Consider the following 23,316-nt stretch of genomic DNA (forward strand, 5'->3'; position numbering starts at 1 on the left):
TTTTCTAAGATGCATCACTTTTTTAATCCTATGCTATTTTGTCCGTTCCCTTGGTACGGTCTTTACTTTCCAGGGCCCGGCTCCATCCTGTTAAAATCACTGCTGCAAACACCATGACTCCACCTATCCACGCTGTATGGATCAATCCGATCGAATCCGTTATCACCCCTCCTAAGTAGGCACCAATGGCGATACCCGCATTGAAGGCGGCAATATTGATGGCTGACGCCACGTCCACTGCACTCGGCACGAAACGCTCCGCTAACATGACGACATACACTTGAAGCCCCGGAACATTCATGAATGCAAACAATCCCATTAAAATGATCGTAATTAAACCAGCTACCTTGAACGGTGCCGTGAAAGTCAACACCACAAGTACAATGGCCTGAATAAGAAACATATAGAATAGGGCATTAATAGGATTGCGATTGGCGAATTTCCCGCCAAGGGTATTTCCTATCGCTATGGCTACTCCATATATTAACAAAATCAAGGCCACAGTTCCTTCTTTAAACCCTGTCACTTCCTGAAGTAATGGCGACAGGTACGTGAAGACAACGAATGTACCGCCATACCCTAACGCTGTAATGATGAATACTAGCAGCAAACGCCCATTCGTCACCAATTTGATTTGGTCACGGAAAGTGGTCCGTGCCGCTTTTCTTAAATCCGATGGGACTAGGATGCCGTTTCCGATGAAAGCGATCAAGCCGATTGCCACAATGATGATGAAAGCGAATCTCCAGCCGAATTGCTGACCGATGAAGGTTCCAAAAGGAACTCCGGTCACCGTTGCCACCGTCAGACCTGTAAACATGATGGCGATGGCACTCGCCCTGCGGTTTTCAGGGACCAAATCAGCGGCAATCGTAGCGCCGATTGACATGAAGATACCATGTGCAAGCGCTGAAATGACACGCGCGATCAATAATACACCGACCGTGGTCGCAGAAGCCGCTAATGCATTTCCGATAATGAACACGACTATTATCCAAAGCAATAAAGTCTTACGCGACATATTCGATGTCAGTGATGTCAGGATAGGTGCCCCGAACATGACCCCCAAAGCGTATAAGGACACCGTCAGTCCCGCCGTCGTCACTGTAATGTGTAAATCCTTAGAAATGAGTGGTAATAATCCCACGCTGATGAACTCAGTTGTTCCAATCGCAAAGGCACTGATCGCTAAAGCCAGCAATGCCCATGTACTTCTATTTTTATTTGAAATCATATCCTCTTCTCCTTCTTGTCATTTTGTACTATCATTGAAATTGCCTGAGCAACTTTTTTTATAAATGGTACAGTGGAATTCGGTGTGCAAGTGTTATTATGAGATATAGTACAAATAAAAAACAGTACGTACTTTAAAGTGATATAGGCACCTTTTAGTACCTATAAAATAAGGAGAGTATGCAAATCATGCAAAAAAAGAAATACAATATATCCGTTGAAGCGACACTTGAAGTAATGGGCGGAAAATGGAAATGCGTGATCCTCTGCCATCTGACCCACGGGAAAAAGCGGACTAGTGAATTGAAGCGCCTTATGCCGAACATCACCCAAAAAATGTTGACCCAACAGTTGAGGGAGTTGGAAAAGGACGAAGTCATCAACCGGATCGTTTACAATCAAGTCCCCCCAAAAGTGGAATATGAACTTAGTGAGTATGGACAAAGCCTGGAAAGTATCCTATCCGCACTATGTACATGGGGGGAAAACCACATAACAAGGGTGTATGGTGATAAGTTTTCCGTTCTCGAGGAAAGTGTCTTGAATGATCAATTAAAGTAATCCCAAACGAAAAAGATTAGCGCAATGGCTAATCTTTTTTTGTTTATAAAGACTTAACTAATGGCTCTTTTCGTAAAGATTGTTGTTTTTAAAACGAAACTATTTAAGGTTGATTGGAGCGGAAGTGCGAGACTCCTGCGGGAGCAGCGGGACAGGTGAGACCCCACAGGCGTTTACGCCGAGGAGGCTCACCGCCCGCACCAAGGAAAGCGAGCATCTGGAGGGGAAATCAACCACAACTCACTACCTGGTAAATCGCAACAAAGTATGTGAAAACAGCCTAACTAATAATGAAAATTTCACCTTCGAAAGAGGTACCTGTTTTATTCCCCTCTTCATTTTTGGTATAATATGTAAAGCCAAACATTTAAATTTTTTATTTTGTAATCGACGAAGTATAATAGGGAAACCAAGGAGTGACATATGAAAGTCTTATTGAATTGTTACGCATCATATTAATATTCGGGATAGCCGGAACAATCATTTCGAGCATTGTAAACGGCATATATATAAACTTGGGAGTGACTCAGTATGGCTGGCTAAGCTCGATTGCGATACTGCTTTTATTATTCGTCTGGTATAGAAATAAACTTCAGTTCAGTGGCTGGTATTCGGGAAAAGGGAAGGAAAAGCTTCCAAAAATGGTCTCGCAAACACTCATTATGTGTTCACTATTTTTGTTAGGTGTCCCACCTGTTTTAAGTATGCTGCAGACGGTCTTTCATTAATCGGGATTCTATATCCTGGATAGAGCAGGAGTGAACGATTTGCGTAAATTGTTTAATATTGTGGTCCTCATACTCCTACTCTCTGGATTATGGTATGGATATGGTAAAGATATTCAAGAATCTGGATTCAAAGCAGGGGTTAGTGCCTTTGCATCAGATGTTCGTTCATTTATAAACGGGCCCGAGGTTACGACAGCCTTGGAAAAACTAAGTACTGGAGTCAGCAGCCTGATTGGCTCCCTGACGGAAACATTGGATACCGCTTCTGAAAAAGAATCTCAGGAAACGGAAAAAGTGAAAAAACCGGCACTGGAAGCACCTGCTGATGCATCCTTTTCAGTCCGTAATATCGAAATTGGCGACACGAAGGATGATGTAGAAAAAATGGCTGGTAAAGCTAAGCGGAATACGCGGAATGAATATGGCGTGGACTGGTTTGCCTATCACGAAAATTATCAAAACTTCTTCATGGTTGCCTACGATAACAACAATAAAGTTGTTGGTTTATATACGAACCAAGATTTGATTTCCTCAAAGGAAGGCATTAAACGCGGTACACCCAAAGAAACCGTGACGGGGAAAATGGCGGAGCCAGTAACAAAACTGCTTAAAGGAAACGTCTATTACCAGATTCGAAGTGACGGCGGCGAATACGATATGTTCGAAATGGATAATAGCTATGTGACCATTTTTTATGACAAACATGAGAAAAATACAGTCACGGCAATCCAAATCATCGACGCAAAACTCGAAAAGCAAAAGAGCGGCTATTTTGCAGAAGCCGGCCCCGAATTAAAGAAGGGCTTTGAATATCAATTATTCGATTTGACCAATGCATCACGGGTCAATCATGATCTCTCCGTACTAACATGGGATAAACGAGTGAAGGTCACCGCCCAGGATCATAGTGCAGATATGGCCGTGAATCAATACTTCAACCATACAAACCTTGAAGGGGAATCCCCTTTTGACCGGATGGAAGATGACAAAATCAATTTCCGAATGGCGGGGGAAAACCTGGCTGCCGGTCAAAATAGCAGTATCTTTGCCCATGAAGGCCTAATGAATTCCATTGGACACAGGGAAAACAAATTACAGAAAGATTTTGAATCCCTCGGTGTCGGAGTTGCCTTCGATGAGGAAAATAAACCATATTATACAGAGAACTATTTGACGAAATAAGAAAAAGCTGTGCATGGAAAATCCTGCACAGCTTTTTTCAGATGCCCGTTTTAAATCACCAAACGAATAATCCAACGACCATGGCACTTAACAGGGAAACAGCCATCCCGCTAACCAACAGCTTCCAAACATTCCTTCCGATAATGTTCGATTTCTCATCATTGAGGATGGAATTGAATGTTCCGTAGATCATGCCCACTGTACTGAAGTTGGCAAAAGACGTCAAATAAGTGACAGCCACGGCTACTGTATGCGGAGGCAGTGTACTGACTTTATCCTTTAAATCGAGCAAGGCAACGAACTCATTCGTGGCAAGCTTGATTCCCATCAATTGAGCGACATACATGGCATCATGTCCAGTTAATCCTAGCAGGAATGCAAATGGACTAAAAATGACAGAGAAAATCTTTTGAATGGTCAAACCATCCACGAAGAAGCCGAAAATGCCGTTTACGCTAGCCGTCAACGCCACATAGCCGATAACCATTGCCATGATGACGAAGACCATTTTGGCCCCAACCAACATACTGTTGGAAATGGTGGAAAAGAAATCTTTACGTTCCTCTTTAGAAGGTACATAAACGACGTCTTCTTCTTTACTGACATCGACGGGATTCAGCATATTAGCTATCAGCAAGGCATTTAAGCAGTTCAAAGGTATCGCTACAAAAACATAGGTTGCCGGTACCATGGACAGGTAGGCTCCAATGATTGAACCGCTGATGCTGCTCATGCTCATGATTCCAAATGTCAAAAGACGCTGATCCTTAATCGCACTAAGTTGAAGGCGGATTACGGCAAGTGCCTCGGTATTTCCGAGGAACATCATTTGAATCGAAAAGAAACTCTCAAGTTTCGGCAAACCGGATACTTTTGAAATAAGCCATCCCACTTTATCAATGATCCACGTAAGTATACCGAAATACGATAAAACATCAAAAAACGTGATAATGAAGATAATCGGCATCAATGCGCTGAAAAAGAAATCCACTTGTTCATTTGCCATAAGCGAAGGAAAGACAAAAGAAATCCCTTCATTCGCACATTCAATCAACCAGGTGAAGAATGAAGCGATCAGATTGATGACCCACGCCCCTATTTTTGTCGATAACATGAACCAAGTGATAAGCAATTCAAGAACCAGCAAGGTAAGAATGGCTTTCCACTTAACGTTCCTTTTATTAGGTGAACAAAGGTAAACGATGCCCATAACAACTAAAACACCTAGTATATTCAATAAGAAATACATGCTTTCATCCCCTTTAGCTATATCATTTCCCATTCGTTTTTTTTATATAAAAAGCCCTCACCTTTTTACACCTTCAGCCGCAGCAAGAAAGTGTGAAAAAGTAAGAGCTTTCATCGAAGCATGTTTTTTAGGATCAAGCTTTTTTCAAGCGAACCAACATTAACCTGTTCATCTCTTCTATTTTCATACTTCCTTGTAGTCCGGCATTACGGCTGCCAGGTAGAAACTATCAGACCATTGTCACTGATATTATACAAGGATATTTTTTAAATAAATTTCTCAGGAAAGATATCATTTTAAATCAGTTTATTTTTAATTACAATACGTTTTAAAGTTGTTATACTAATATAAATTTTTCGAAAACAGTCTATAAAGTCTCCGAAGGGCCAATGTGGGTAATACTTATGAAGGAGCCGACTAAAACTATAAACGGCCCACTCTAAAGAGGCCCATTACTTTTCCTTTATTGGAAATAAGGACGTGAATTTTTGTGGATTTTTTTAGTAGCCAGGAAACTCTTACTGCAATCCAGTGGATTTTAAGAGCCATTATTTCCTTCTTCTTCTTGCTTCTTTCGGTTAAATTGATGGGGCAACGGTCCATTTCGCAGTTAAGATTACTTGATTTCATAATGGCTTTAATTATTGGAAACATTCTTGCCCACCCTTTATCTGATCAACAGTTAGGTTTGAAGGGCTCAATGATAACAACCAGTGTATTTGTCATTTTATATATAATTAGTGTGTTTGCAGGCCTTAAGTGGGGAAAACTCCGAAGGTTTTTTGACTCAGACCCCTTTCCTCTTATCGAAAATGGACAAATCATTTACAATAGCTTAGCAAGGGCCAGAATCTCCATCGATGTTTTATTATCGGAATTAAGAAAGGAAAAAGTAGAAGATATTCAAAAAGTATCCCTCGCGCTATGGGAACCGGACGGTACCATTTCATTGTTTTTAGATCCCCAATATGAAGCAGTAACCCCAGCAGATATGCTCCTGGAAACAAACGCCTTCACTTTTCCTAAAACGATTATTAAAGAGGGAAAGATTGATTCTAAAGAATTGAACCGGGGCGGTAAAGAAGAAGCATGGCTGAAAAACAGAATCAAAATAACATATAATGCCGACGTGAACGATATTTTATTGGCAACTCTTGATAATAACGATACCTTAAAGGTCTTTTTCTACAAATAGATTTGCAGCCAAAATAAAATCCCCTCAAGTATAGTGTAAAGCCTACTTACGACTGTAAGCTTTTTACACGTTCAACTTAAAGGGGATCAAATATATCGCTTATTACTCCGACCAATTCAGTGTATTCAAGAACTTATACACATCTTCATACACCTGTTCACGTTCCTTGCCCAATGTGATAATATGGCCAGACTTTTCATACCAAATCAAGTGTTTATGCTGTGTATCGACTTCATTGAAAATCGCTGTAGCACTCTCCGTATAGTCGGGATCATCCAAACGCCCTTGCAGAACAAGAGTTGGAGATGTGATTAAATCTAAATTTTCACCTGTCTCATTTATAATGTTCAACACATCTTTTAGTTGAGGCATTGGCTCTTCTTCAAGCAGCTTCACTTCTGCAGCAATTTGGTCTGCATCTTTGCCCTCAAACTTCTTATACGCCTGTGCATAATTGAGCAAGCGGTTCTTTTGTCGATCGATACTTTTTCCTTGCGTCGGAGCGCACATTGAAACTACCCCTTTTACAGGCAATTCAATTCCCACTTTTAATGAGAACACTCCCCCTAAAGAAATTCCTACAACTGCAATTTCCTCATAGCCTTCTTCTTTTAGGAAATTATAGCCATTAACTACATCTCCCCACCATTCCTTTGGACCAGTTTTAGCAAGTTCCTCGGCTGATACTCCGTGCCCACTATAAAGAGGTCCGTGGCAAGTATAGTCGAGATCATTTAAGTACTTCCCTAATTTCTTCATATCTCCTGTACTTCCGGTAAACCCGTGAAGCAGAAGAACTGCTCTCTTTCCACCTATATATGTGAATGACTCAGGTGCTTTCACTTTCATCTATCTAGGACCTTCTTTCTTTGCTCTTGTTGATAAATAGAATCTAAATGATTTTCGAAAAAAAATCAATTAATACCCCTTGAGTAGTGATTCTTCTATCCTATTCCGTATTTTCATTCAAACAATTAAATCATATATATAGTATCCTTACCACACTCTTTACAACTCATCCGTTCCGAAGCACATTTTACTATGATTAAATTTATTTAGCAATCGTCATTTAACCATTTTTTTTAAGAAAAGTAAAATGCACCTTGTGATACGATGTACAACGTATTACACTTTAAAAATGAAAAGGAGGAGATTTTATATGGATAAAGAATTAATGAAGGGAAGCATTGACCTCCTTTTGCTTTCACTTCTATCGCAAAAAAAGCTTTACGGCTATGAAATAACGAAAATCCTGAAGCAAATGAGCAAGGGCAACTATGAAATAAGTGAAGGCACCCTCTACCCTGCCCTTAAACGATTAGAAAAAAAAGAATTCATAAAAGGACATTGGAAAGAGTCCGAATCAGGCCGCAGGAAATATTATCATGTCACCGAAAATGGACAAACCGAACTTGAGCGGAAACGCGAATGCTTTTTCTTCCTGGAAAAATTAGTTCGAAAAAGCTCACAGCAATTCTAAACCAAATAAAAAGCTTCCTGCACTTAATGGAACGGCCCAGGAAGATTTTTTTGCTGTTTTACTCGTGAGTTTGGACTTTTACTCGTGAATTTGGACTGTTTACTCGTGAATTTCGCACGTTTACTCGTGAGTTTTGCTCTTTTACTCGTGAATTTCGTACTTTTACTCGTGAATTCGTACTGCACACTTAGTTCGCACGTTTACTCGTGAGTTTCGCACGTTTACTCGTGAATTTGGACTGTTTACTCGTGAGTCACTTCAATCACGCAAAAAAAGGACCAAATCAGGTCCTTTTTTTGTCTATTCCTTTATGCTTGCGATAATTGGCGCAGGAGAGCTTCATGCATTCCCCTTGTACATGCGGGCCATATTTTTCACGAAAGGCCTCGAGGCAATAGCATTTTTCTTCTTCTTTTTTGGTTCCATCCATCGAGTGCATCCCTCCTAGTATTTAACTGGAGACCACACGTTTCTCCAGTTCTACGTTGATTCGTCCCAACAATATGGCACCAATGGACTGAATGATCGTTTTAACGATGATTTGGCCGATGACCGCAGCGGGTACCGCTTCCCATGGCAATATATTGGCACCCAGAGGACTTAGGCCAATCACGACAAATATCACCGAATCGAAAAATCCTCCAACGATCCCGCTGTAAAACACCCTCCAACTCATCGGGAGCTTTAAACGGGTATAAATCTCCGTATCCGCTGTTTCTGCGACCACGAAGGATAATGCGGAAGCAAACACAATCAGTAACGTATCTCCTAATAAAAATGATACACATGCAGATAAAATAAGTGCAGTGACGATGCATATATAGGTCTTTGTGCGGCCGAATTTATTCTGGACCAGATCTCGGAAGATGAAGGTTCCCCCGATGAGCAATGTCCCCATCGGGATGATGAACATGCCAAAATGTAATGGCGCAAAAGCTGCTGTAACCACATTCGCCGTGATGATGGATACTAAATACAATAAAATTCTTAACATTTCTTGATTCTCCTTATACAGAAAAAACAGCACCCTAAGAAAGAGCCCTGTTCTCCTTAGTTTTTTTGAGAGGGTAGCTAGAACCTCTTCCGCCCGGGCGGATTATCATTTTCCTTATTCATCGTAGCTTGAAAGCGTTTGGAAATCAAGAAGTTTCCATACCGTCGATTTTAGTATGTTTTCGCGGTTACCGATTGATTTAGCCATTTATTTCAATGTCCTGTTTCCCCCTTTGCCGATTTCTGTCGCTTAAAACTGCTTGACCGGCTGTATACAAAAGCCGAAAATCAAAGATAGAGTCATGTACTTTATTTGGCGAGGAGAAAAAGAATGATGAAAAAAACTACGTTTGTCTATCCTATTTATATCGCAACTACACCAGAGAAGCTTTGGGAAGCCTTGACGAGTGGTGAAGTCACGAAGAAATACCACTTCGGATTACAAGTAAAGTCTGACTGGCAAGAAGGGTCAGCCGTTCAATATTTGCTGGATGATGGGCGGATTACTGATCATGGGCAAGTACTTAAATGCGAGCCGTTGCACCTGCTCTCGTTTACATGGATCATGGCAGGAGACGAAACCCCTCGCGAGCAGCCTACACGGGTCACTTTTGAATTACAGAAAATGGACGATTCGACTGTGAAGTTAACTCTTAGGCATGAGGAGCTATTGGAGACAGATTTCGTCTATGATGACAATACCTTTGAAGGCTTGAATAATGGATGGCCAGCCCTTTTAAGTAACCTGAAGAGCTTGCTTGAAACTGGACGGATCCTGCCGCCCATATCAGTAGACTGGGATAATTAAACGGAAACTATAAAAACACATTGAAAGAGAGTTGAGTTAGTTATGGATACTCAAATAATCACGAAATTCAAGATCGTCAAGCCAACGAATGAAGTGTTTGAAGCCATAGTGAATCCTGAAAAAATCGGGAATTTCTGGTTCTCATCGAGTTCGGAAAGATGGGAAAAAGGCCGGACGCCTACATTGAGATACAACGAATACGATGCTGAAGTGGTCATTCATGTATTGGAAGTAGAGGAAAATAGGAAAATCGTGTTTGCATGGGGCGGAAATGATCAAGAAACGATTGTTGCCATTACACTAAAAGAGTTGGATAAAACGAGTACGATCATTGAAGTGAACGAATCAGGATTGAGTGAAGACGATCCTGAAATAATAAACAAAATGATCGGACAAAAAGAAGGTTGGGTATATACATTAACCTGTTTAAAGGGTTATTTAGAAAATGGCGTCACTACTTTGAGAGCATCATTAGTTTTTTAATAAATTGCATAAACCCTCAATAAACTGGGGGTTTATCCTTTGCAACACTGGTGAAACAAATGGCAAAGTCCCACTTAAAAACAGTACTATATAGTCCAACCTAATAATTGACATTTAAAAATCCGTGAGCTATCATCCTAATTAACCAGTGGTCAATTAATAAGGAGGTGATAAGATGTCGCCAAGGAAATCGGCAGGTCAAGAATTATCCAGGGACATGGTGTTGAATGAAGCTAGAATCCTTTTTGCAGCGTTAGGGTATTCGAATGTCTCGATGAGGCAATTGGCTAAATCATTGGATTGCAGCCATGGAGCCATTTATTATCATTTTAAAAACAAGGCGGAAATATTTTATAGTTTGGTTAAAACGGATTTTTCCGTTTTAAATTCTTCAATCGATGATATCATCCTGTCGGAAAATGACCCTTCCGTAAAAATGGAAAAGATTTTATTGTGCTTCTTGGAGTTCGGTTTAAACCAACAGAATCATTATTCCATCATGTTTTTATCGAAGGAAAAAGAAATTCAGCAGTTACTCCAATTCGATTCTAATAAAACATACGAAAAGCTAATCCAGTCCTTGACGGATCTAACGGACAACAAACTGAATCCTGCTTCCATTTGGTCGATTTTTCTTTCTCTTCACGGATTCATAACTTTTTACATTAATTCTGAACTATCTTATCAAGATGTAAAAGGTTTAGCCTATTTTCATGTAAAAAATATCACCAAGAACATCATATAATTTTTTCGGGAATTATTGACCTATGGTCAATTAAACTTTGGAGGTTATGAAATGGTGAAGAAATTCCTTCATATTGAAGGACTTATGGTCCTTTTAGCGGTGATTTACATCTATTCGTTATATGAATTCAGCTGGTGGATTTTCCTTTTGTTGATTTTGTCCCCTGATGTTTCCATGCTGGCCTATCTGATCAATGAACAGATTGGAGCAAATGTTTATAACGCATTCCATACTTATATCGTGTCCATCCTCATGATTTTGTTAGCCATATTCCTAAAGTCGGATGCATGGGTGATGATTGGTTTAATTTGGACCGCACATATAGGAATGGATCGCTTATTTGGATATGGCCTTAAATACACATCACTCTTCAAAGCTACACACATGCAAAGGCTGTAATAAGCATAAAAGGCAGTGTGATTAAACATCACACTGCCTTTACTTTACACACCCCGCTTGTTACCCCATATATAGGTATGCAGCTGGGGCAGGACTTTCACATCATTCAATTCATCATCCGCTATCACTTTATCAATTAACTCTTCGTACTTCTTCAATAGGCCGCTGATCAATTGACGATCATCCGCCGTCCTGCTGTCGTCATTGCCGACCTGCAGATAAAAAGGAATATCCGGGTAACGCCCATGTACATGTTTGGCATATTGATAATCTTCCTCGTTAAAGACGACGATCTTCAATGAAACATGGTTTTCTGGGTTTCGATTGGCAAGATTCGAGATGATTTGGTCAAGCACGGTAAAGTCCGTGTCCATTCCAGAGCTCGGCGGCTTAGGTGAGATAGTCAGTTCATCAATATCGAGAAACCAATCCTGCCATCGGCTCCCTTGTGTTTCGACCCCTATTTTCATTTTATTTTCATGTAAGATCGCTATCAAGCCGTTTAGGTTTTTCAGCAGGGCCGGGTTTCCCCCAGATATCGTCACGAAGGAAAAACCGGAACCCCCAATTCGCTTCAGCTCATCCCATATTTCATCGGCAGTCATCTGAACGGTATCTTCCTTACCTGTGCCATCCCAAGTAAAAGCGGAATCACACCAGGAACATGAATAATCGCAGCCAGCCGTCCGAACGAACATGGTTTTTTGACCAATGACCATTCCCTCTCCTTGGATGGTCGGCCCGAAGATTTCCATAACCGGAAGTTTACTCACTTTCCATCCACTCCCGTCTGGCTTCGGCATAGCTTGTCGGCGTTTCGTAAAGTCGAACAAATTCGACTCTTGCACCCTCATATTCTTTTAATGAGAGGGCTTCGGCCATTTTTTCATAAATCCAGACTACCATATTTTCAGCTGTTGTATTCATGAGCGGCAGGGTTTCATTCAAATAACGATGATCCAGGTGGATTTCGATTTCATTTTTCCAGATATTCTTGATGTCCCCAAAATCTATCATCAACCCGCGTGAATCCGTATACCCGCTCAATCCGAAAATGACTTTATACGTGTGGCCATGCAGGTTCTTGCATTTCCCTTCATAGTCATGCAGGTGGTGCGCCGCGTCAAAGGTGAATTCCTTACTCACGAGAACCCTCTTGTTTGTATACTTCAATTGGCTGCGCTGAATATCTTCATCTATTTTTTGGAGTTTATCCACTATCTTAAAACCGTACATCATGAAAGCACCTTCCGTCTGCTTACATAGTCATCCAGTCCTTTTTTCCGCAGATTGCATGCCGGACAATCTCCACAGCCATCGGAGATGATTCCGTTATAGCAAGTCAGGGTCTTTTCGCGGACAAAGTCGAACGCGCCAAGCTGGTCAGCAAGCTCCCATGTTTCCTCTTTATTAAGCCACATTAGCGGCGTATCAATCACGAATGACTGGTCCATCGATAAGTTCAAGGTCACATTCAACGATTTAATGAATACATCGCGGCAGTCAGGATATCCGCTGAAATCCGTTTCACAGACTCCTGTGACAATATGTTTAGCGCCAATCTGACTCGCCAGCACTCCGGCAAACGAAAGGAACAGCAAATTCCTCCCTGGCACGAACGTCGACGGCAGCTCCCCTTCTTCTCCGTCCGCCACTGCGATATCACTTCTCGTCAATGCATTCGGTGCCAATTGGTTCAGCAGCGACATGTCAAGGATATGATGGTTCACGCCCAATTCCTTGGCAATGTTTTGAGCGCATTCGATTTCCAAGCTATGCCGCTGATTATAATCGAACGTCACCGCTTCCACTTCCTCAAATCTCTCCAATGCCCAAAACAGGCACGTCGTACTGTCCTGTCCTCCGCTAAACACAACCACTGCCTTTTCTTTCTTCTTCATTTCTATAAAACTCCTTTTTACGGAAAAAAACAGCACCCTAAGAATAGAGCACTGTTTCTCCTTAGTTTTTTTGAGAGGGTAGCTAGAACCTCTTCCGCCTTAACGCGGAATATTATATTTTTCCAAGTCAATAGTAACTTGAAAATGATAAGAAATCAAGATGTTTATATAAAGTGAACATTAGACCTGATGGCAAATTTGGTTAACTTTTCATTACTTAAAAATCACATTAAAAATCCGATAAAAAAAAGTGAATAAAATATCGATAAGGGGTCCAATAATTTGAAAAGCATTAAAGCCCGTATACGGGAAATTGCTTTTTTCCCTCCCACATAAGGGAAGTTTCATTTTCATAAATTCGGGGAATATATAACTATACACAATAATGAACCATAAAAAAGCAAATCTATCAAAAGCGGCTGGAAGTGAATATTTTCCTTTGTTTTCAGAATATTTAGTGTATAATGAATATAAGGAATATTTTAACTCAAATAATCATTGCTTCCAATACCCGCTTTCTGCAAATCCCGACATTCCCTTTCAATACCATGCACGGTCACTTACTCAGCAAGGACCCATTACATGCTTTTTCTCGAATCAAACCATTCACAACTTTATTCACACAAAAACATAATTTCCACTCCAAAATTGCAAAAAAAGGTTAAACTTCACCAACGATATGTTACTATTAAACTAAGACCTTTTCACCCCATAAGGAGGAATTCATATGAAACGTTTTTTCAAATTCATCGCAGATTTTAACGAAAGAAAAGCATTGCAACGGGAAACCAAAGAATTCTTTCGCAAAGAATACGAAAATTATATGAAGATGAATCCTGACAATCAACGTAAAAAAAGGAGATTAGCTCCTAGATTTTATGTGATTGATGGCGGTAAAAAGGACTCCACCCTTGAGATTTCTGAGAGAAAGAAATCAAGTTAACCTGGATTCCTTCCATTATCAGCTACCCATGCTGTAACTCAAGACCCATAAAAGGTAAATCTATCCATGATAACGGAGATCCGTGACCATTCCATTCATTTACAATATATAAGCCAAAAGCCCAGATATGCTTCTGGGCTTTTTTTATTTTTCATTCTTATATAAACACTATATCTATAGAAGAAACTAGGTATTTTTTAAAAGAAATGGGTTAACTTTAGTTCATTTCATTTTTTAGGTAAAAGGTCAATTATAGACCCATGGGTATTTACCAAGGAAAAACCGGAAAAGATCACAAAAAAGAGATGTGTTCTTTTACTCATCTTTGTCCATATTCAAAAGAGTTCAACTAATTGAGTCGTTAGATGCAAAATTTCACATTGAATGACAAATCCATAAAAATTGTAACCTTTATGTCAAACAATGGGTATAAACAATTAACAAACTGTAATAAACCTCACTTATTTTAAAAAATATTATTCAAATATAGCCATTATGAATTAGGTTCAAATGCTCATAAAACCATGTTGATTCTGACTGAAATGGGGCTTTATTAAACTTTCCATAATTTAGTGTAAATGAAACCTCGATTCCCTCGATTTCCAGCCATATCTTTGTACTCATAAAATAATTCATCTCATTAGATACTATTACACACTAATATACATATATTTGAAAAAGCTGTTGATAACTATATTACGATAGAATAATTGGCTCTTGCCTATTAAGTTTAAAATCATGTAGTGTGTATTCAGTAATTCAAATATTTGAAAAAAAGAGAGGTTAAAAAAAAATGGCACCAATATTTATTTGTGCGATCTTTTTGCTTGGCTATGGCATTTTTGAACAAAAACGCCATCAGAAGCGTCTCGACTCCATCCCGGTACGTGTTAATGTGAATGGGATTCGAGGGAAATCGACTGTAACGCGTCTAATTACAGGTGTGATCCAGGAAGCAAAATACAAAACAGTAGGTAAAACAACCGGAACTTCAGCAAGAATGATCTATTGGTTTACCGACAAGGAAAAACCGATTGTACGCCGCCCGGAAGGACCCAACATAGGAGAACAACGGCGTGTAGTTAAAGAAGTTGCCGACTTAGGCACGGAAGCACTGGTTTGTGAGTGCATGGCCGTACAGCCTGACTATCAACTAATCTTCCAAAACAAAATGATCCAGGCAAACATCGGGGTCATCGTGAATGTATTGGAAGACCATATGGATGTCATGGGACCGACTATGGATGAGGTTGCTGAAGCCTTCACTGCTACCATTCCCCATAATGGTCACTTAATAACCATTGAAAGTGAATATTTGGACTTTTTCAAACAAATCGCCAAAGAACGCAACACAAAAGTGATCGTTGCAGATAATTCAAGGATTTCCGAGGATTTCTTACGCGAATTCGACTATATGGTATTTCCGGATAACGCATCACTGGCCTTGGCCGTTGCGGAAGCTTTGGGAATTGATGAAAAAACGGCTTTCCGCGGCATGCTGAATGCACATCCAGATCCAGGGGCCATGCGGATCACCAAATTCGGAGATCGCATCCAGCCAACTTTCTTTGTCAATGGCTTTGCTGCAAACGACGCGGCATCGACGCTGAACATATGGGAACGTGTCAATACGTTCGGATACAGCACAGAACCTCCTATCGTCATCATGAACTGCCGTGCAGACCGTGTGGACCGTACCGAGCAGTTTGCTAGAGATGTATTGCCGTACATAAAATCCGAAATCGTCATTGCCATTGGTGAAACTACATCACCAATCACGAAGGTATTCGAGCAAGGTAAATTGGATACTAAAGAATATTGGGATTTAGAAAACTGGTCAACTGAAGAAATCGTGGCCCGTCTCCGCCCATTGATGAAAAATCGCATCGTCTACGGTGTCGGGAATATTCACGGTGCAGCGGAACCATTAATTGAAGCATTCATGAAATCTAAAACAAAGCAAAAAGCAAGTTAAGTAGGAGGAACCTTAATGTTTGGATCGGATTTATATGTAGCCCTAGTACTGGGAGTAACGCTTAGCCTTATATTTTCAGAAAAGACGGGTGTCGTACCCGCAGGACTTATCGTGCCAGGTTATTTGGCATTAGTATTTGATCAATGGGAAATCATGCTGACCATTTTGATCATTAGTGTCGTAACTTATTTAATCGTCACCCACGGCCTTTCAAGATGGGTGATTTTATATGGAAGAAGAAAATTCGCCGCCATGATGGTGACCGGGATTTGCTTGAAACTCCTATTGGACTTAGTCTACCCCGTCATGCCCTTTGAAATATTCGAGTTTCGGGGAATCGGTATAATCGTACCTGGATTGATAGCGAATACCATACAAAGACAAGGAATGCCATTGACACTTGGCAGCACGCTTTTATTATCCGGCATAACATTCGGTTTAATGAACGTGTATTACCTATTCTGAGGTGCAAAAAATGAAACGGACTTTAAATGCAAAAGAAAAAACACTTATCTTTATTAAACGCACGAAGAAAAAGAATCTTAAATACACTGGAATCATACTACCTATATTACTAATCGCTTTAGTCATTACCACTTGGATGGGACGGGCTGAGGAAGTGAAAACAGTCGCAACAAAATCCGATCAACCATTGACGATGACAATGGTCGGTGATGTGATGATGGGACGTTATGTTGAAGAAGTGACGGAAAAGCACGGGTATGAATACCTCTTCCGGTATATGAAGCCCTATTTTGCCAATTCGGATTATGTCAGTGGGAATTATGAACATACCGCTTTAAAAGAAGAAGTATCTAACTACAAGGGAGCCGATACGCCCATCCGGTTAAACTCCAATACTAGCGGTGTGGAAGCCGTTAAAGATGCCGGCTTCTCTGTGGTGTCATTGGCAAATAACCATATGATGGACTATGAAGAACAAGGACTCCTTGACACGATTGATGAATTCAAAAGTGCGGATATGCACTATGTCGGTGTTGGATCGAACACTGCGGAAGCAAAAAACAGCATCGACTATGCGGATGTTAATGGCGTTCGTGTCGCAACACTTGGCTTCACAGATGTTTACGGTAAGGATGCCGTATCAAAAAGTGATAAAGCCGGACTATTGAACTCCAATCCCGATTTATTATTTGAAATGATCGGCAAAGCAAGGGATGCCAAGCAAGGCAACGCAGACTTGGTTGTGGTGAATATGCACTGGGGACAAGAGTATTCAACATCAACAACCGATCGACAAAAAGACTTGGCTAAAGCTATCATCGATGCGGGCGCTGACATCATCATCGGCCATCACCCCCACGTGCTTCAATCGTTCGATGTTTATAAAGATGGAATCATTTTCTATAGTCTAGGAAATTTCATATTCGATCAAGGCTGGACACGCACAAAGGATTCAGCCATGGTTCAATACCATTTAGCGAATGACGGAAAAGCTTCAATCGATGTCGTACCGCTGCAAATTGAAGAAGCAACACCAAGGCCAGCTACCTCTTCCATTGACAAATCACGTGTTTACCGACAGTTGACGAAGGAAACGAGTGAAAAAGTCCAGTGGTCTAAAAAAGAGGATCGCATCGAGATTACCTTGGATCACAAGAAGGTAATCGATCATAAGGCACAGCGTGAACAAGAGGAAAAGGCAGCAATGGAAAAGAAAGCTGCACTGGAGAAAAAAGCAGCACAAGAGAAAAAGGCCGTACAAGCTAAACAACCTGGAATACAACCCATTCAGTAAGGAACGCTTTATCACTACTATTTGAAGAATGAAGACACACAACTTAGAATCTCAACGAAAAGGGGGAACAACCGATGATGAACCGTATGACGGGAAAAATGCTCATATCCCTAAGCTTGCTCATATATATTGCTGGATGTTCGAAGACACCCCCTATTTCTGACACGAATGATCCGATAAAGAGTAAAACGGAACAATCATATGGGGTCAGTTCTTCAAATCCAATCGCAATAGATGTCGGGATGGATATATTGGAAAACGGCGGAACGGCGGCTGATGCCGCCATTGCGGTATCGTATGTATTAGGTGTTGTCGAACCTTATGGATCTGGCTTGGGCGGCGGCGGCGGTATGCTGATTGCCCCGGAATCCGGCGAACCCGAATTTATCGATTATCGTGAATCCTCTCCAGAAGACCCAAGTTCAAGACACGATACAGGGATTCCTGGCTTAGTGGCCGGCATGCAGGTCATCAGTGATAAGTATGGGAGCGTACCAATGGCAGACCTTCTTCAGCCGGCTATAGATTTGGCTGAAGAAGGATTTGAAGTCAACGAATCGTTATCATCACGCTTAGAAGCGGCTCAGCCAAGGATATCTTCCGATGCGACTTCACTTTTTTATCCTGATGGTGATGCCATTGAACCAGGCAAAACCCTCGTCCAGGAAAAACTTGCTAAAACACTGAAGGAGATCCAGCATGAAGGTCCTGATGGTTTTTATAAAGGCGAAATTGCGCGGGATATTAAAAGGGAATCAGATATCGACTTGATGGATTTAAAGCGCTATGAGGTGAAAGAACGGAAACCGGTCCAAGGAACATTTGCCGGTTATGATGTTTTTACCGCCCCTCCGCCCTTTTCAGGGATTACCGTTCTTGAAATGTTAAAGCTAGCCGAGGAAATGAACCTAGGTGATTCTTCAAGCAAATCAGCTTATATGAAAGTCTTGGGGGGCATTACGGATACTGCTTATCAAGATCGGGCCGTCAATGTTGGAGATGGAATAAGTCACTCCAAGGCGGAAAAATTGCTCTCCCCCATTCACTTGGATGGTCTTAAAAATAAGATCAAAAGTGAAAAATGGGAAGATAAAGAATCGAATGGTTCCGAAGAACATGAAAGTACGACACACTTTGTGGTAATGGACAAAAACGGCACTGTCGTTTCCACAACGAATACGCTCAGTAACTTTTTCGGATCTGGGGATTATACAAATGGATTTTTCCTTAACGATCAACTGAAAAATTTCAGGTCCGGCTTGAACTCACAAAAGGCATATAAACGGTCAAGAACTTTCACCGCTCCGACCATTCTCAAGAAACCTGGGCGGGAATCGATCGGGATCGGCTCACCAGGCGGTGATAGGATTCCGCAAGTATTGATGCAGGTTCTTTATTCTTATACAGAAAATGAAGGCTCATTGCAGGATATCGTCGATCGTAATCGGTTCGTCTTTGATGGAAAGAAGATTTATACAGAATCCAGGCTTTCGGATGAAACTGTATCCGACTTGGAAGATTCCGGATACGAAGTCATTCAGAAGATTTCCCCCATGTATTATGGCGGGGTTCAAGGACTCGTTAAAAACGAGAAAAATGGACAAATATCCGGAGCTGGAGATAAAAGAAGAAACGGAAGCTGGAAAGCTCAGCAATAAACAGGCAATCCAGCCCCTCCTTTTCTAAATATCATATAAATTTTAGCGTTGTATAAGGGGATTTTGAATATGAATATCGTAAAAAAAATAACAAGCTGGGTAATACCTGTCCTTCTTGTAGCAGCCCTGCTTGTGACAATGAATACGTTTAAACGGACAGAAACGTTAACACCCGACGAACAAAAGAAAATAGAACTATATACGACAGTCGAAAAATGAAAAAGCTGGGGCATCCCCGCTTTTTTTATTTTTGCAGTCAATGGGTATGGAAGATTAGATACACCACAGATACGGAGGATTACCATGATTGAAAATAGCTATACCGATTTTTTTGAATTGCAGGAAAATGAACTAGAATACCTTGATTACCGCATCATCGTTCATCACAGGAATCCTGATATTGCAGTTCTAGCCATCCATGGCGGGAATATCGAACCAGGTACGAGTGAAGTTGCAGCCGCACTTGGAGAGAGACTTTGTGCAAGCACCTACCTATTTGAAGGCATAAAGCCAAGGGGCAACCAGGTCCTCCATATACCATCCCGCTTATTCAATGAACCGAGCGGCGTTTCAATGGCAGCGAACGCTCAGACCACCCTTTCAATCCATGGCCACTACGACGTACATAATGGGCTGGTTTACATTGGCGGAAGGAACGAACCATATAAGAACCTTATTCAGCAATGCCTCAACAAAGCTGGATTTCAAACTGATCATGCACCGCAGCACCTTTCAGGCATGAATGGAAACAACATCACCAACACATCCAAAACGGGCGCAGGCGTACAATTGGAACTTTCCACAAAGCTGAGAAAAAGCTTTTTCAAAGGTGATGACTTTACCAGTAAGAACAGGGTCAATCACTGTAATCTTCTTAAACGGTTCGTTACTGCCATTGAAAAAGCCACTCTTGAATATAAACAGGTTGAATGACCTTCTTAGTCGATGAGGTTTTCGGCTTGACCGAAGCTTTCGAATTTCTCGGCAAAATAACCTGACGAAAGGTTGGAGATATGAACGCCGGTGTTTTCCGTTGAATTGAGAAAACGGCCATCACCCAGATAAATTCCTACATGGGTCACACCCACCCTTGTTCCCGTGTCCCTAAAAAATACTAAATCCCCGGCCTTCGGATTATCGATTTTGGGCACCAATGAGAAGTAATCCTCTGCGGAATCTCGTTTTACAGAAAGGCCCTGCTCCTTCATGACCCAATAAATGAAGCCGCTGCAATCCATTCCGGTCATTGGATCTTCTCCCCCGAAAACATAGGTGAATCCGCGTAAAGTGTATGCATACTTGATGACATCATATGCTTTATCATATGCAGCCTCCTGGTTTACATAAAACGGAAATAGCGGGTTGCTGTATAGTTGAAGGTACTGCCCCTGCATCAACTCATCGGTATTTAAAGCGTTGCGGCTTTTGATTGCACTCATGGAAATGCTGTAATGCTCCGATATACTATTAAGCGTTTCTCCCATTTGGACGATATGCTCTCCTTTAGGAGTGTATGTTTTGTACGCCACTTGGTATTTTGCAAAGTAATCTTCTGTGGTGGATCTCACCTGAACCGTTTCTGCACCATATCCAGAATTGACAAATTGGTTTTCGCCGACATAAATACCCGCAGTCACGACTTTTAAGCTGTCTTTTTCCAGAAAGAATATTATATCCCCAGTTTTCGGAGTGACTGTATCCATCCCTTGCTTATAAAAACCATCTACTGTCAAACGGTCGACCGGCACATTTTGCCGGGACAGCACCCAATGGATCAATCCGCTCGAATCGAACCCTTTTTCAGGCGTCTCCTCTCCAGCTGTCTTTTTAAACCCTATGAAAGATCTCGCATATTTCGCAATTTTTTTTCCTCTCTCCGACCATTGATAGATGGAAGGGGTATACGCCGTTTGAGTGATCGTCAACTTTTGGCCCGCAAATAACTTATCATCCGGTAAACCATTCGTCTTCATCAATTGCTCTGCCGATATATCATATGTCTTGGCAATCGATTCCACCGTTTCGCCAGAGCTTACAGTATGCACAGGATCTGCAGCCTCGGCCTTTAAACCAGGTAAGAAAATGAAACTAACCATGAATACCAATGTCAGTATCATACAGCTTATTTTTCCATTAAACATTTTAACCTTCCTTTATACGCTTAAATATTTTTATATTTATGATGTTCAAGTAAATACCATCATATGAACCTTCTATCCTATCATCCACTTAATCAGATGAACCTTAATGTCTACGGCAATTATATTATCGGTAAAATAAATGAAACTTTCAGTCTGCTTTCCCTAAAAACAAACAGTCGGATTCAATTAAACACCATAAAAGCAAACCTTTATTCCTATACCTCATCGATAAAAGTTGGAAATCGAAGAATTCCTAAAGGATTTTGTTTATCTTGGCAGTATGGGTAAAGGTAGATTAGAGAAATCCCGGTCATGATAAAGTCGTATATATACGGCTTGCCCTATTTATGATGAGGATGACGATATAGGAGTGAACACTTTGATAAAAAGGGAAGATATAGTTTTGGAGGGGAAACGTATTTGAGGTTTTGCATGATAACAAACGGAAATTGATAACGAAGGCGATGGGTTTTTGATCAGGAACCCAAAATCCATTGGTATCACCCATCATCTAGCAGAAGTAAATAAAGGGAAAGCTAAATGGCATTTCCCTCTCTTTACTATGAATCTATCGCATATAAATTTGTGCAAGCTTTTAATATCCGTGCCGACTTGTCCGATTCCTATATATTATTCCCCTTTGTAAAAAAAGCATGGATACTTGACCCGATCCTCTAAATTGTACTTTTGTACTTCCATTGAATATGTCCACCATAAAGAGATGTCCCAGCGATTCACCTCTTTAGAATGATGTAATGGCAATCTAACAAAAAAGGAAACCACTGTAATGGCCTCCCTTTTTGCAACACTTGTTATTCCCTACTTCTCTATCTGGAATTCCCCTAACGTCTGCTCCAAATCATTTATTAACTGGGTAAGCTGCTGTGTATATTGAACAAGTTCATTGGAAGAAGCAGCTTGTTCCTAATCGAATTGGATATTTTCCCTACGGAATCTTCCAGCTCTTTCATGGCTTCACTTACCGTGCTCACGGCATTTTTCTGATCCTTGCTGATTTAGTTCGTTTCATTGGTCGTTTTTTAGCAATTCATCTGTATCTGACAGAATGCTTTGGATGATTGCTTGAATGTTTTTTGTAGCTTCTTTTGAACCATCAGCCAAGCTCCTTACTTCATTCGCCACGACAGCAAAACCTTTGCCGGACTCACCTGCCCTTGCAGCTTCTAAAGATGCATTCAAAGATAATAAATTGGTTTGTTCCGATATTTTCGATATGGCATTCGTGACCCGAAAAACAATGCCCATTGTAAAATGTGAAACGTTGCCTCCAGACACTCGCTTTACAAGGGCCGGGACCCCACTAGTGCATGCTGTGAAGGCTTGGCAGGCAGTCGGCGGTAAGGGAGCGATTTCCGAAAAGGGGGTATGTGTAATGATTTCCACTCCAGGGACTCGCTTTCCGCGGGCGGTCCGTGAGCCTCCTCGGCGCTCGCCTGCGGGGTCTCCCTTGGCCACGCTTTCCCCGCAGGAGTCTCGTACCTTACGTTCCAATCACTGGAACTTCTTTTTTAAGAAATATTGTAGGGAAACTGGCTCTTCTTCTCCAATTCGTCTACAGTCCGGCGGTTCCATCAATTTTTCGGCAAAAGGAAGTTTCGAATTACTCTCGCCCGAACCAAGATTTTAAAAGTAAACTAGTTTATTCTTCATGTTTCTTTACTATAATCCTTAATCGATTGAAGTAATTTGCGACACTCCTGCCGAATAACTGGCTAGACGAGACACTGCAGACGCTTGCGTCGAGGAGGCTTGGCAGACTGTCGGCGGAAAGGCAGCGGATTTCTGAAATCAACTGGAACATTTTTCAAGAAAACTCTAGGCTAGTCTCATCCCCAATATTCTTAAGACTAGATTATCCTTCA

Annotated in this window: 26 protein-coding genes and 3 riboswitches; of the genes, 16 read left to right on the forward strand and 10 right to left on the reverse strand. The window is 41.1% G+C overall.

All coding sequences use genetic code 11. The annotated features are described in order from the left end of the window. Positions 1-28: 28 nt before the first annotated feature. Complete coding sequence (locus tag AC0VX1_RS19750; RefSeq protein WP_475468482.1) at positions 29-1,234, reverse strand: MFS transporter; 1,206 nt, start codon at positions 1,232-1,234, stop codon at positions 29-31. Positions 1,235-1,422: 188 nt separating this feature from the next. On the opposite strand from AC0VX1_RS19750, the gene AC0VX1_RS19755 reads away from it, so the two are divergent. The 3 genes from AC0VX1_RS19755 to AC0VX1_RS19765 all read left to right on the forward strand — a co-directional run bounded on the left by AC0VX1_RS19755 (position 1,423) and on the right by AC0VX1_RS19765 (position 3,704). Continuing rightward, positions 1,423-1,794: a winged helix-turn-helix transcriptional regulator gene (locus AC0VX1_RS19755; RefSeq protein WP_034309370.1), complete on the forward strand. Its 372-nt coding sequence runs from the start codon at positions 1,423-1,425 to the stop codon at positions 1,792-1,794. 416 nt (positions 1,795-2,210) lie between these two features. Next, entirely contained in the window at positions 2,211-2,522 is a 312-nt protein-coding gene (locus AC0VX1_RS19760) for a hypothetical protein (protein ID WP_475468485.1), read from the forward strand. 30 nt (positions 2,523-2,552) lie between these two features. After that, a complete protein-coding gene (locus AC0VX1_RS19765) occupies positions 2,553-3,704 on the forward strand; it encodes a CAP domain-containing protein (protein ID WP_321196121.1) in 1,152 nt (383 codons plus the stop codon). 55 nt (positions 3,705-3,759) lie between these two features. On the opposite strand, the gene AC0VX1_RS19770 is transcribed toward AC0VX1_RS19765, so the two are convergent. After that, positions 3,760-4,953, reverse strand: coding sequence for a nucleoside transporter C-terminal domain-containing protein (locus AC0VX1_RS19770; RefSeq protein ID WP_095679180.1), 1,194 nt, complete (start codon positions 4,951-4,953; stop codon positions 3,760-3,762). 176 nt (positions 4,954-5,129) lie between these two features. Beyond that, positions 5,130-5,230: riboswitch (purine riboswitch) on the reverse strand. Positions 5,231-5,443: 213 nt separating this feature from the next. Here AC0VX1_RS19770 and AC0VX1_RS19775 point away from each other — a divergent pair. Further along, a complete protein-coding gene (locus AC0VX1_RS19775) occupies positions 5,444-6,148 on the forward strand; it encodes a DUF421 domain-containing protein (protein ID WP_475468487.1) in 705 nt (234 codons plus the stop codon). Positions 6,149-6,250: 102 nt separating this feature from the next. Here AC0VX1_RS19775 and AC0VX1_RS19780 read toward each other — a convergent pair whose 3' ends face one another. Next, positions 6,251-6,997, reverse strand: coding sequence for an alpha/beta hydrolase (locus AC0VX1_RS19780; protein ID WP_034309382.1), 747 nt, complete (start codon positions 6,995-6,997; stop codon positions 6,251-6,253). Positions 6,998-7,307: 310 nt separating this feature from the next. Between AC0VX1_RS19780 and AC0VX1_RS19785 the strand changes: the two genes are divergently transcribed. Then, a complete protein-coding gene (locus AC0VX1_RS19785) occupies positions 7,308-7,628 on the forward strand; it encodes a PadR family transcriptional regulator (protein WP_268564450.1) in 321 nt (106 codons plus the stop codon). Positions 7,629-7,911: 283 nt separating this feature from the next. Here AC0VX1_RS19785 and AC0VX1_RS19790 read toward each other — a convergent pair whose 3' ends face one another. Together AC0VX1_RS19790 and AC0VX1_RS19795 are read right to left on the reverse strand one after the other, a co-directional pair. Beyond that, entirely contained in the window at positions 7,912-8,058 is a 147-nt protein-coding gene (locus AC0VX1_RS19790; protein WP_153246159.1) for a hypothetical protein, read from the reverse strand. 21 nt (positions 8,059-8,079) lie between these two features. Next, positions 8,080-8,622 carry a VUT family protein gene (locus tag AC0VX1_RS19795; protein WP_063575425.1) on the reverse strand — a complete coding sequence of 181 codons (543 nt, stop codon included), beginning with the start codon at positions 8,620-8,622 and terminating at the stop codon, positions 8,080-8,082. Between the two features lie 50 nt (positions 8,623-8,672). Beyond that, positions 8,673-8,715, reverse strand: a riboswitch (PreQ1 riboswitch). A gap of 237 nt (positions 8,716-8,952) precedes the next feature. On the opposite strand from AC0VX1_RS19795, the gene AC0VX1_RS19800 reads away from it, so the two are divergent. The 4 genes from AC0VX1_RS19800 to AC0VX1_RS19815 all read left to right on the forward strand — a co-directional run bounded on the left by AC0VX1_RS19800 (position 8,953) and on the right by AC0VX1_RS19815 (position 11,056). Further along, the gene (locus AC0VX1_RS19800) at positions 8,953-9,429 is read left to right on the forward strand and encodes an SRPBCC family protein (protein WP_475468489.1); all 477 of its coding nucleotides are present in this window, start codon (positions 8,953-8,955) and stop codon (positions 9,427-9,429) included. A 42-nt stretch (positions 9,430-9,471) separates the two neighbouring features. Next, positions 9,472-9,912, forward strand: a complete 441-nt coding sequence (locus AC0VX1_RS19805; protein WP_063575424.1) for an SRPBCC family protein — start codon at positions 9,472-9,474, stop codon at positions 9,910-9,912. Between the two features lie 175 nt (positions 9,913-10,087). Next, positions 10,088-10,657 carry a TetR/AcrR family transcriptional regulator gene (locus AC0VX1_RS19810; RefSeq protein WP_187049893.1) on the forward strand — a complete coding sequence of 190 codons (570 nt, stop codon included), beginning with the start codon at positions 10,088-10,090 and terminating at the stop codon, positions 10,655-10,657. A 51-nt stretch (positions 10,658-10,708) separates the two neighbouring features. Beyond that, positions 10,709-11,056, forward strand: a complete 348-nt coding sequence (locus tag AC0VX1_RS19815) for a DUF4260 domain-containing protein (protein WP_475468491.1) — start codon at positions 10,709-10,711, stop codon at positions 11,054-11,056. Positions 11,057-11,100: 44 nt separating this feature from the next. Here the strand turns inward: AC0VX1_RS19815 and queE are convergent, their stop codons facing one another. From queE to queC, 3 genes are read right to left on the reverse strand one after another with little or no spacing between them, the layout of a single operon-like run. After that, positions 11,101-11,829 (reverse strand): 7-carboxy-7-deazaguanine synthase QueE, encoded by a 729-nt coding sequence (gene queE, locus AC0VX1_RS19820; RefSeq protein ID WP_063575422.1) that lies wholly within the window; start codon positions 11,827-11,829, stop codon positions 11,101-11,103. After that, positions 11,822-12,292, reverse strand: coding sequence for a 6-carboxytetrahydropterin synthase QueD (gene queD, locus AC0VX1_RS19825; protein ID WP_475468493.1), 471 nt, complete (start codon positions 12,290-12,292; stop codon positions 11,822-11,824). The genes queE and queD overlap by 8 nt, the downstream gene beginning before the upstream one ends. Further along, the gene (gene queC / locus AC0VX1_RS19830; RefSeq protein WP_034309401.1) at positions 12,292-12,957 is read right to left on the reverse strand and encodes a 7-cyano-7-deazaguanine synthase QueC; all 666 of its coding nucleotides are present in this window, start codon (positions 12,955-12,957) and stop codon (positions 12,292-12,294) included. Before queC ends, queD begins: the two co-directional genes overlap by 1 nt. 55 nt (positions 12,958-13,012) lie before the next feature. Beyond that, a riboswitch (PreQ1 riboswitch) is annotated at positions 13,013-13,055 on the reverse strand. Positions 13,056-13,684: 629 nt separating this feature from the next. Between queC and AC0VX1_RS19835 the strand changes: the two genes are divergently transcribed. From AC0VX1_RS19835 to AC0VX1_RS19865, 7 genes are all read left to right on the forward strand, one after another. Further along, positions 13,685-13,900: a hypothetical protein gene (locus tag AC0VX1_RS19835; protein ID WP_053536010.1), complete on the forward strand. Its 216-nt coding sequence runs from the start codon at positions 13,685-13,687 to the stop codon at positions 13,898-13,900. 793 nt (positions 13,901-14,693) lie between these two features. Continuing rightward, positions 14,694-15,875 (forward strand): poly-gamma-glutamate synthase PgsB, encoded by a 1,182-nt coding sequence (pgsB, locus tag AC0VX1_RS19840; RefSeq protein ID WP_034309408.1) that lies wholly within the window; start codon positions 14,694-14,696, stop codon positions 15,873-15,875. Between the two features lie 15 nt (positions 15,876-15,890). After that, positions 15,891-16,340 (forward strand): poly-gamma-glutamate biosynthesis protein PgsC, encoded by a 450-nt coding sequence (gene pgsC / locus AC0VX1_RS19845; protein ID WP_034309410.1) that lies wholly within the window; start codon positions 15,891-15,893, stop codon positions 16,338-16,340. A gap of 10 nt (positions 16,341-16,350) precedes the next feature. Beyond that, on the forward strand, positions 16,351-17,634 hold the full coding sequence (locus AC0VX1_RS19850) for a CapA family protein (RefSeq protein WP_475468497.1): 1,284 nt from the start codon (positions 16,351-16,353) through the stop codon (positions 17,632-17,634). Positions 17,635-17,708: 74 nt separating this feature from the next. Then, positions 17,709-19,292, forward strand: coding sequence for a gamma-glutamyltransferase family protein (locus AC0VX1_RS19855; protein WP_475468499.1), 1,584 nt, complete (start codon positions 17,709-17,711; stop codon positions 19,290-19,292). A gap of 69 nt (positions 19,293-19,361) precedes the next feature. Beyond that, positions 19,362-19,511 (forward strand): CapE family protein, encoded by a 150-nt coding sequence (locus tag AC0VX1_RS19860; protein ID WP_156319646.1) that lies wholly within the window; start codon positions 19,362-19,364, stop codon positions 19,509-19,511. Positions 19,512-19,595: 84 nt separating this feature from the next. Then, positions 19,596-20,225, forward strand: a complete 630-nt coding sequence (locus AC0VX1_RS19865) for a poly-gamma-glutamate hydrolase family protein (protein ID WP_475468501.1) — start codon at positions 19,596-19,598, stop codon at positions 20,223-20,225. Between the two features lie 5 nt (positions 20,226-20,230). Here the strand turns inward: AC0VX1_RS19865 and AC0VX1_RS19870 are convergent, their stop codons facing one another. Continuing rightward, on the reverse strand, positions 20,231-21,433 hold the full coding sequence (locus AC0VX1_RS19870) for a C40 family peptidase (protein WP_475468503.1): 1,203 nt from the start codon (positions 21,431-21,433) through the stop codon (positions 20,231-20,233). A gap of 1,026 nt (positions 21,434-22,459) precedes the next feature. Further along, entirely contained in the window at positions 22,460-22,945 is a 486-nt protein-coding gene (locus AC0VX1_RS19875; RefSeq protein ID WP_475468505.1) for a methyl-accepting chemotaxis protein, read from the reverse strand. Between the last annotated feature and the right edge of the window lie 371 nt (positions 22,946-23,316).

The organism is Peribacillus sp. QJM3NY_7 (assembly GCF_056173225.1).

Excerpts from the sequence above, each read along its gene's own strand:
- pgsB (WP_034309408.1), top strand. The coding sequence starts at position 14,694 with ATGGCACCAATATTTATTTGTGCGATCTTTTTGCTTGGCTATGGCATT.
- AC0VX1_RS19855 (WP_475468499.1), top strand. The coding sequence starts at position 17,709 with ATGATGAACCGTATGACGGGAAAAATGCTCATATCCCTAAGCTTGCTC.
- AC0VX1_RS19805 (WP_063575424.1), top strand. The coding sequence starts at position 9,472 with ATGGATACTCAAATAATCACGAAATTCAAGATCGTCAAGCCAACGAAT.
- queD (WP_475468493.1), bottom strand. The coding sequence starts at position 12,292 with ATGTACGGTTTTAAGATAGTGGATAAACTCCAAAAAATAGATGAAGAT.
- AC0VX1_RS19795 (WP_063575425.1), bottom strand. The coding sequence starts at position 8,622 with ATGTTAAGAATTTTATTGTATTTAGTATCCATCATCACGGCGAATGTG.
- AC0VX1_RS19835 (WP_053536010.1), top strand. The coding sequence starts at position 13,685 with ATGAAACGTTTTTTCAAATTCATCGCAGATTTTAACGAAAGAAAAGCA.
- AC0VX1_RS19850 (WP_475468497.1), top strand. The coding sequence starts at position 16,351 with ATGAAACGGACTTTAAATGCAAAAGAAAAAACACTTATCTTTATTAAA.
- AC0VX1_RS19755 (WP_034309370.1), top strand. The coding sequence starts at position 1,423 with ATGCAAAAAAAGAAATACAATATATCCGTTGAAGCGACACTTGAAGTA.
- AC0VX1_RS19790 (WP_153246159.1), bottom strand. The coding sequence starts at position 8,058 with ATGGATGGAACCAAAAAAGAAGAAGAAAAATGCTATTGCCTCGAGGCC.
- AC0VX1_RS19815 (WP_475468491.1), top strand. The coding sequence starts at position 10,709 with ATGGTGAAGAAATTCCTTCATATTGAAGGACTTATGGTCCTTTTAGCG.
- AC0VX1_RS19785 (WP_268564450.1), top strand. The coding sequence starts at position 7,308 with ATGGATAAAGAATTAATGAAGGGAAGCATTGACCTCCTTTTGCTTTCA.
- AC0VX1_RS19870 (WP_475468503.1), bottom strand. The coding sequence starts at position 21,433 with ATGTTTAATGGAAAAATAAGCTGTATGATACTGACATTGGTATTCATG.
- queC (WP_034309401.1), bottom strand. The coding sequence starts at position 12,957 with ATGAAGAAGAAAGAAAAGGCAGTGGTTGTGTTTAGCGGAGGACAGGAC.
- AC0VX1_RS19770 (WP_095679180.1), bottom strand. The coding sequence starts at position 4,953 with ATGTATTTCTTATTGAATATACTAGGTGTTTTAGTTGTTATGGGCATC.
- AC0VX1_RS19750 (WP_475468482.1), bottom strand. The coding sequence starts at position 1,234 with ATGATTTCAAATAAAAATAGAAGTACATGGGCATTGCTGGCTTTAGCG.
- AC0VX1_RS19865 (WP_475468501.1), top strand. The coding sequence starts at position 19,596 with ATGATTGAAAATAGCTATACCGATTTTTTTGAATTGCAGGAAAATGAA.
- pgsC (WP_034309410.1), top strand. The coding sequence starts at position 15,891 with ATGTTTGGATCGGATTTATATGTAGCCCTAGTACTGGGAGTAACGCTT.
- AC0VX1_RS19780 (WP_034309382.1), bottom strand. The coding sequence starts at position 6,997 with ATGAAAGTGAAAGCACCTGAGTCATTCACATATATAGGTGGAAAGAGA.
- AC0VX1_RS19860 (WP_156319646.1), top strand. The coding sequence starts at position 19,362 with ATGAATATCGTAAAAAAAATAACAAGCTGGGTAATACCTGTCCTTCTT.
- AC0VX1_RS19800 (WP_475468489.1), top strand. The coding sequence starts at position 8,953 with ATGATGAAAAAAACTACGTTTGTCTATCCTATTTATATCGCAACTACA.
- AC0VX1_RS19810 (WP_187049893.1), top strand. The coding sequence starts at position 10,088 with ATGTCGCCAAGGAAATCGGCAGGTCAAGAATTATCCAGGGACATGGTG.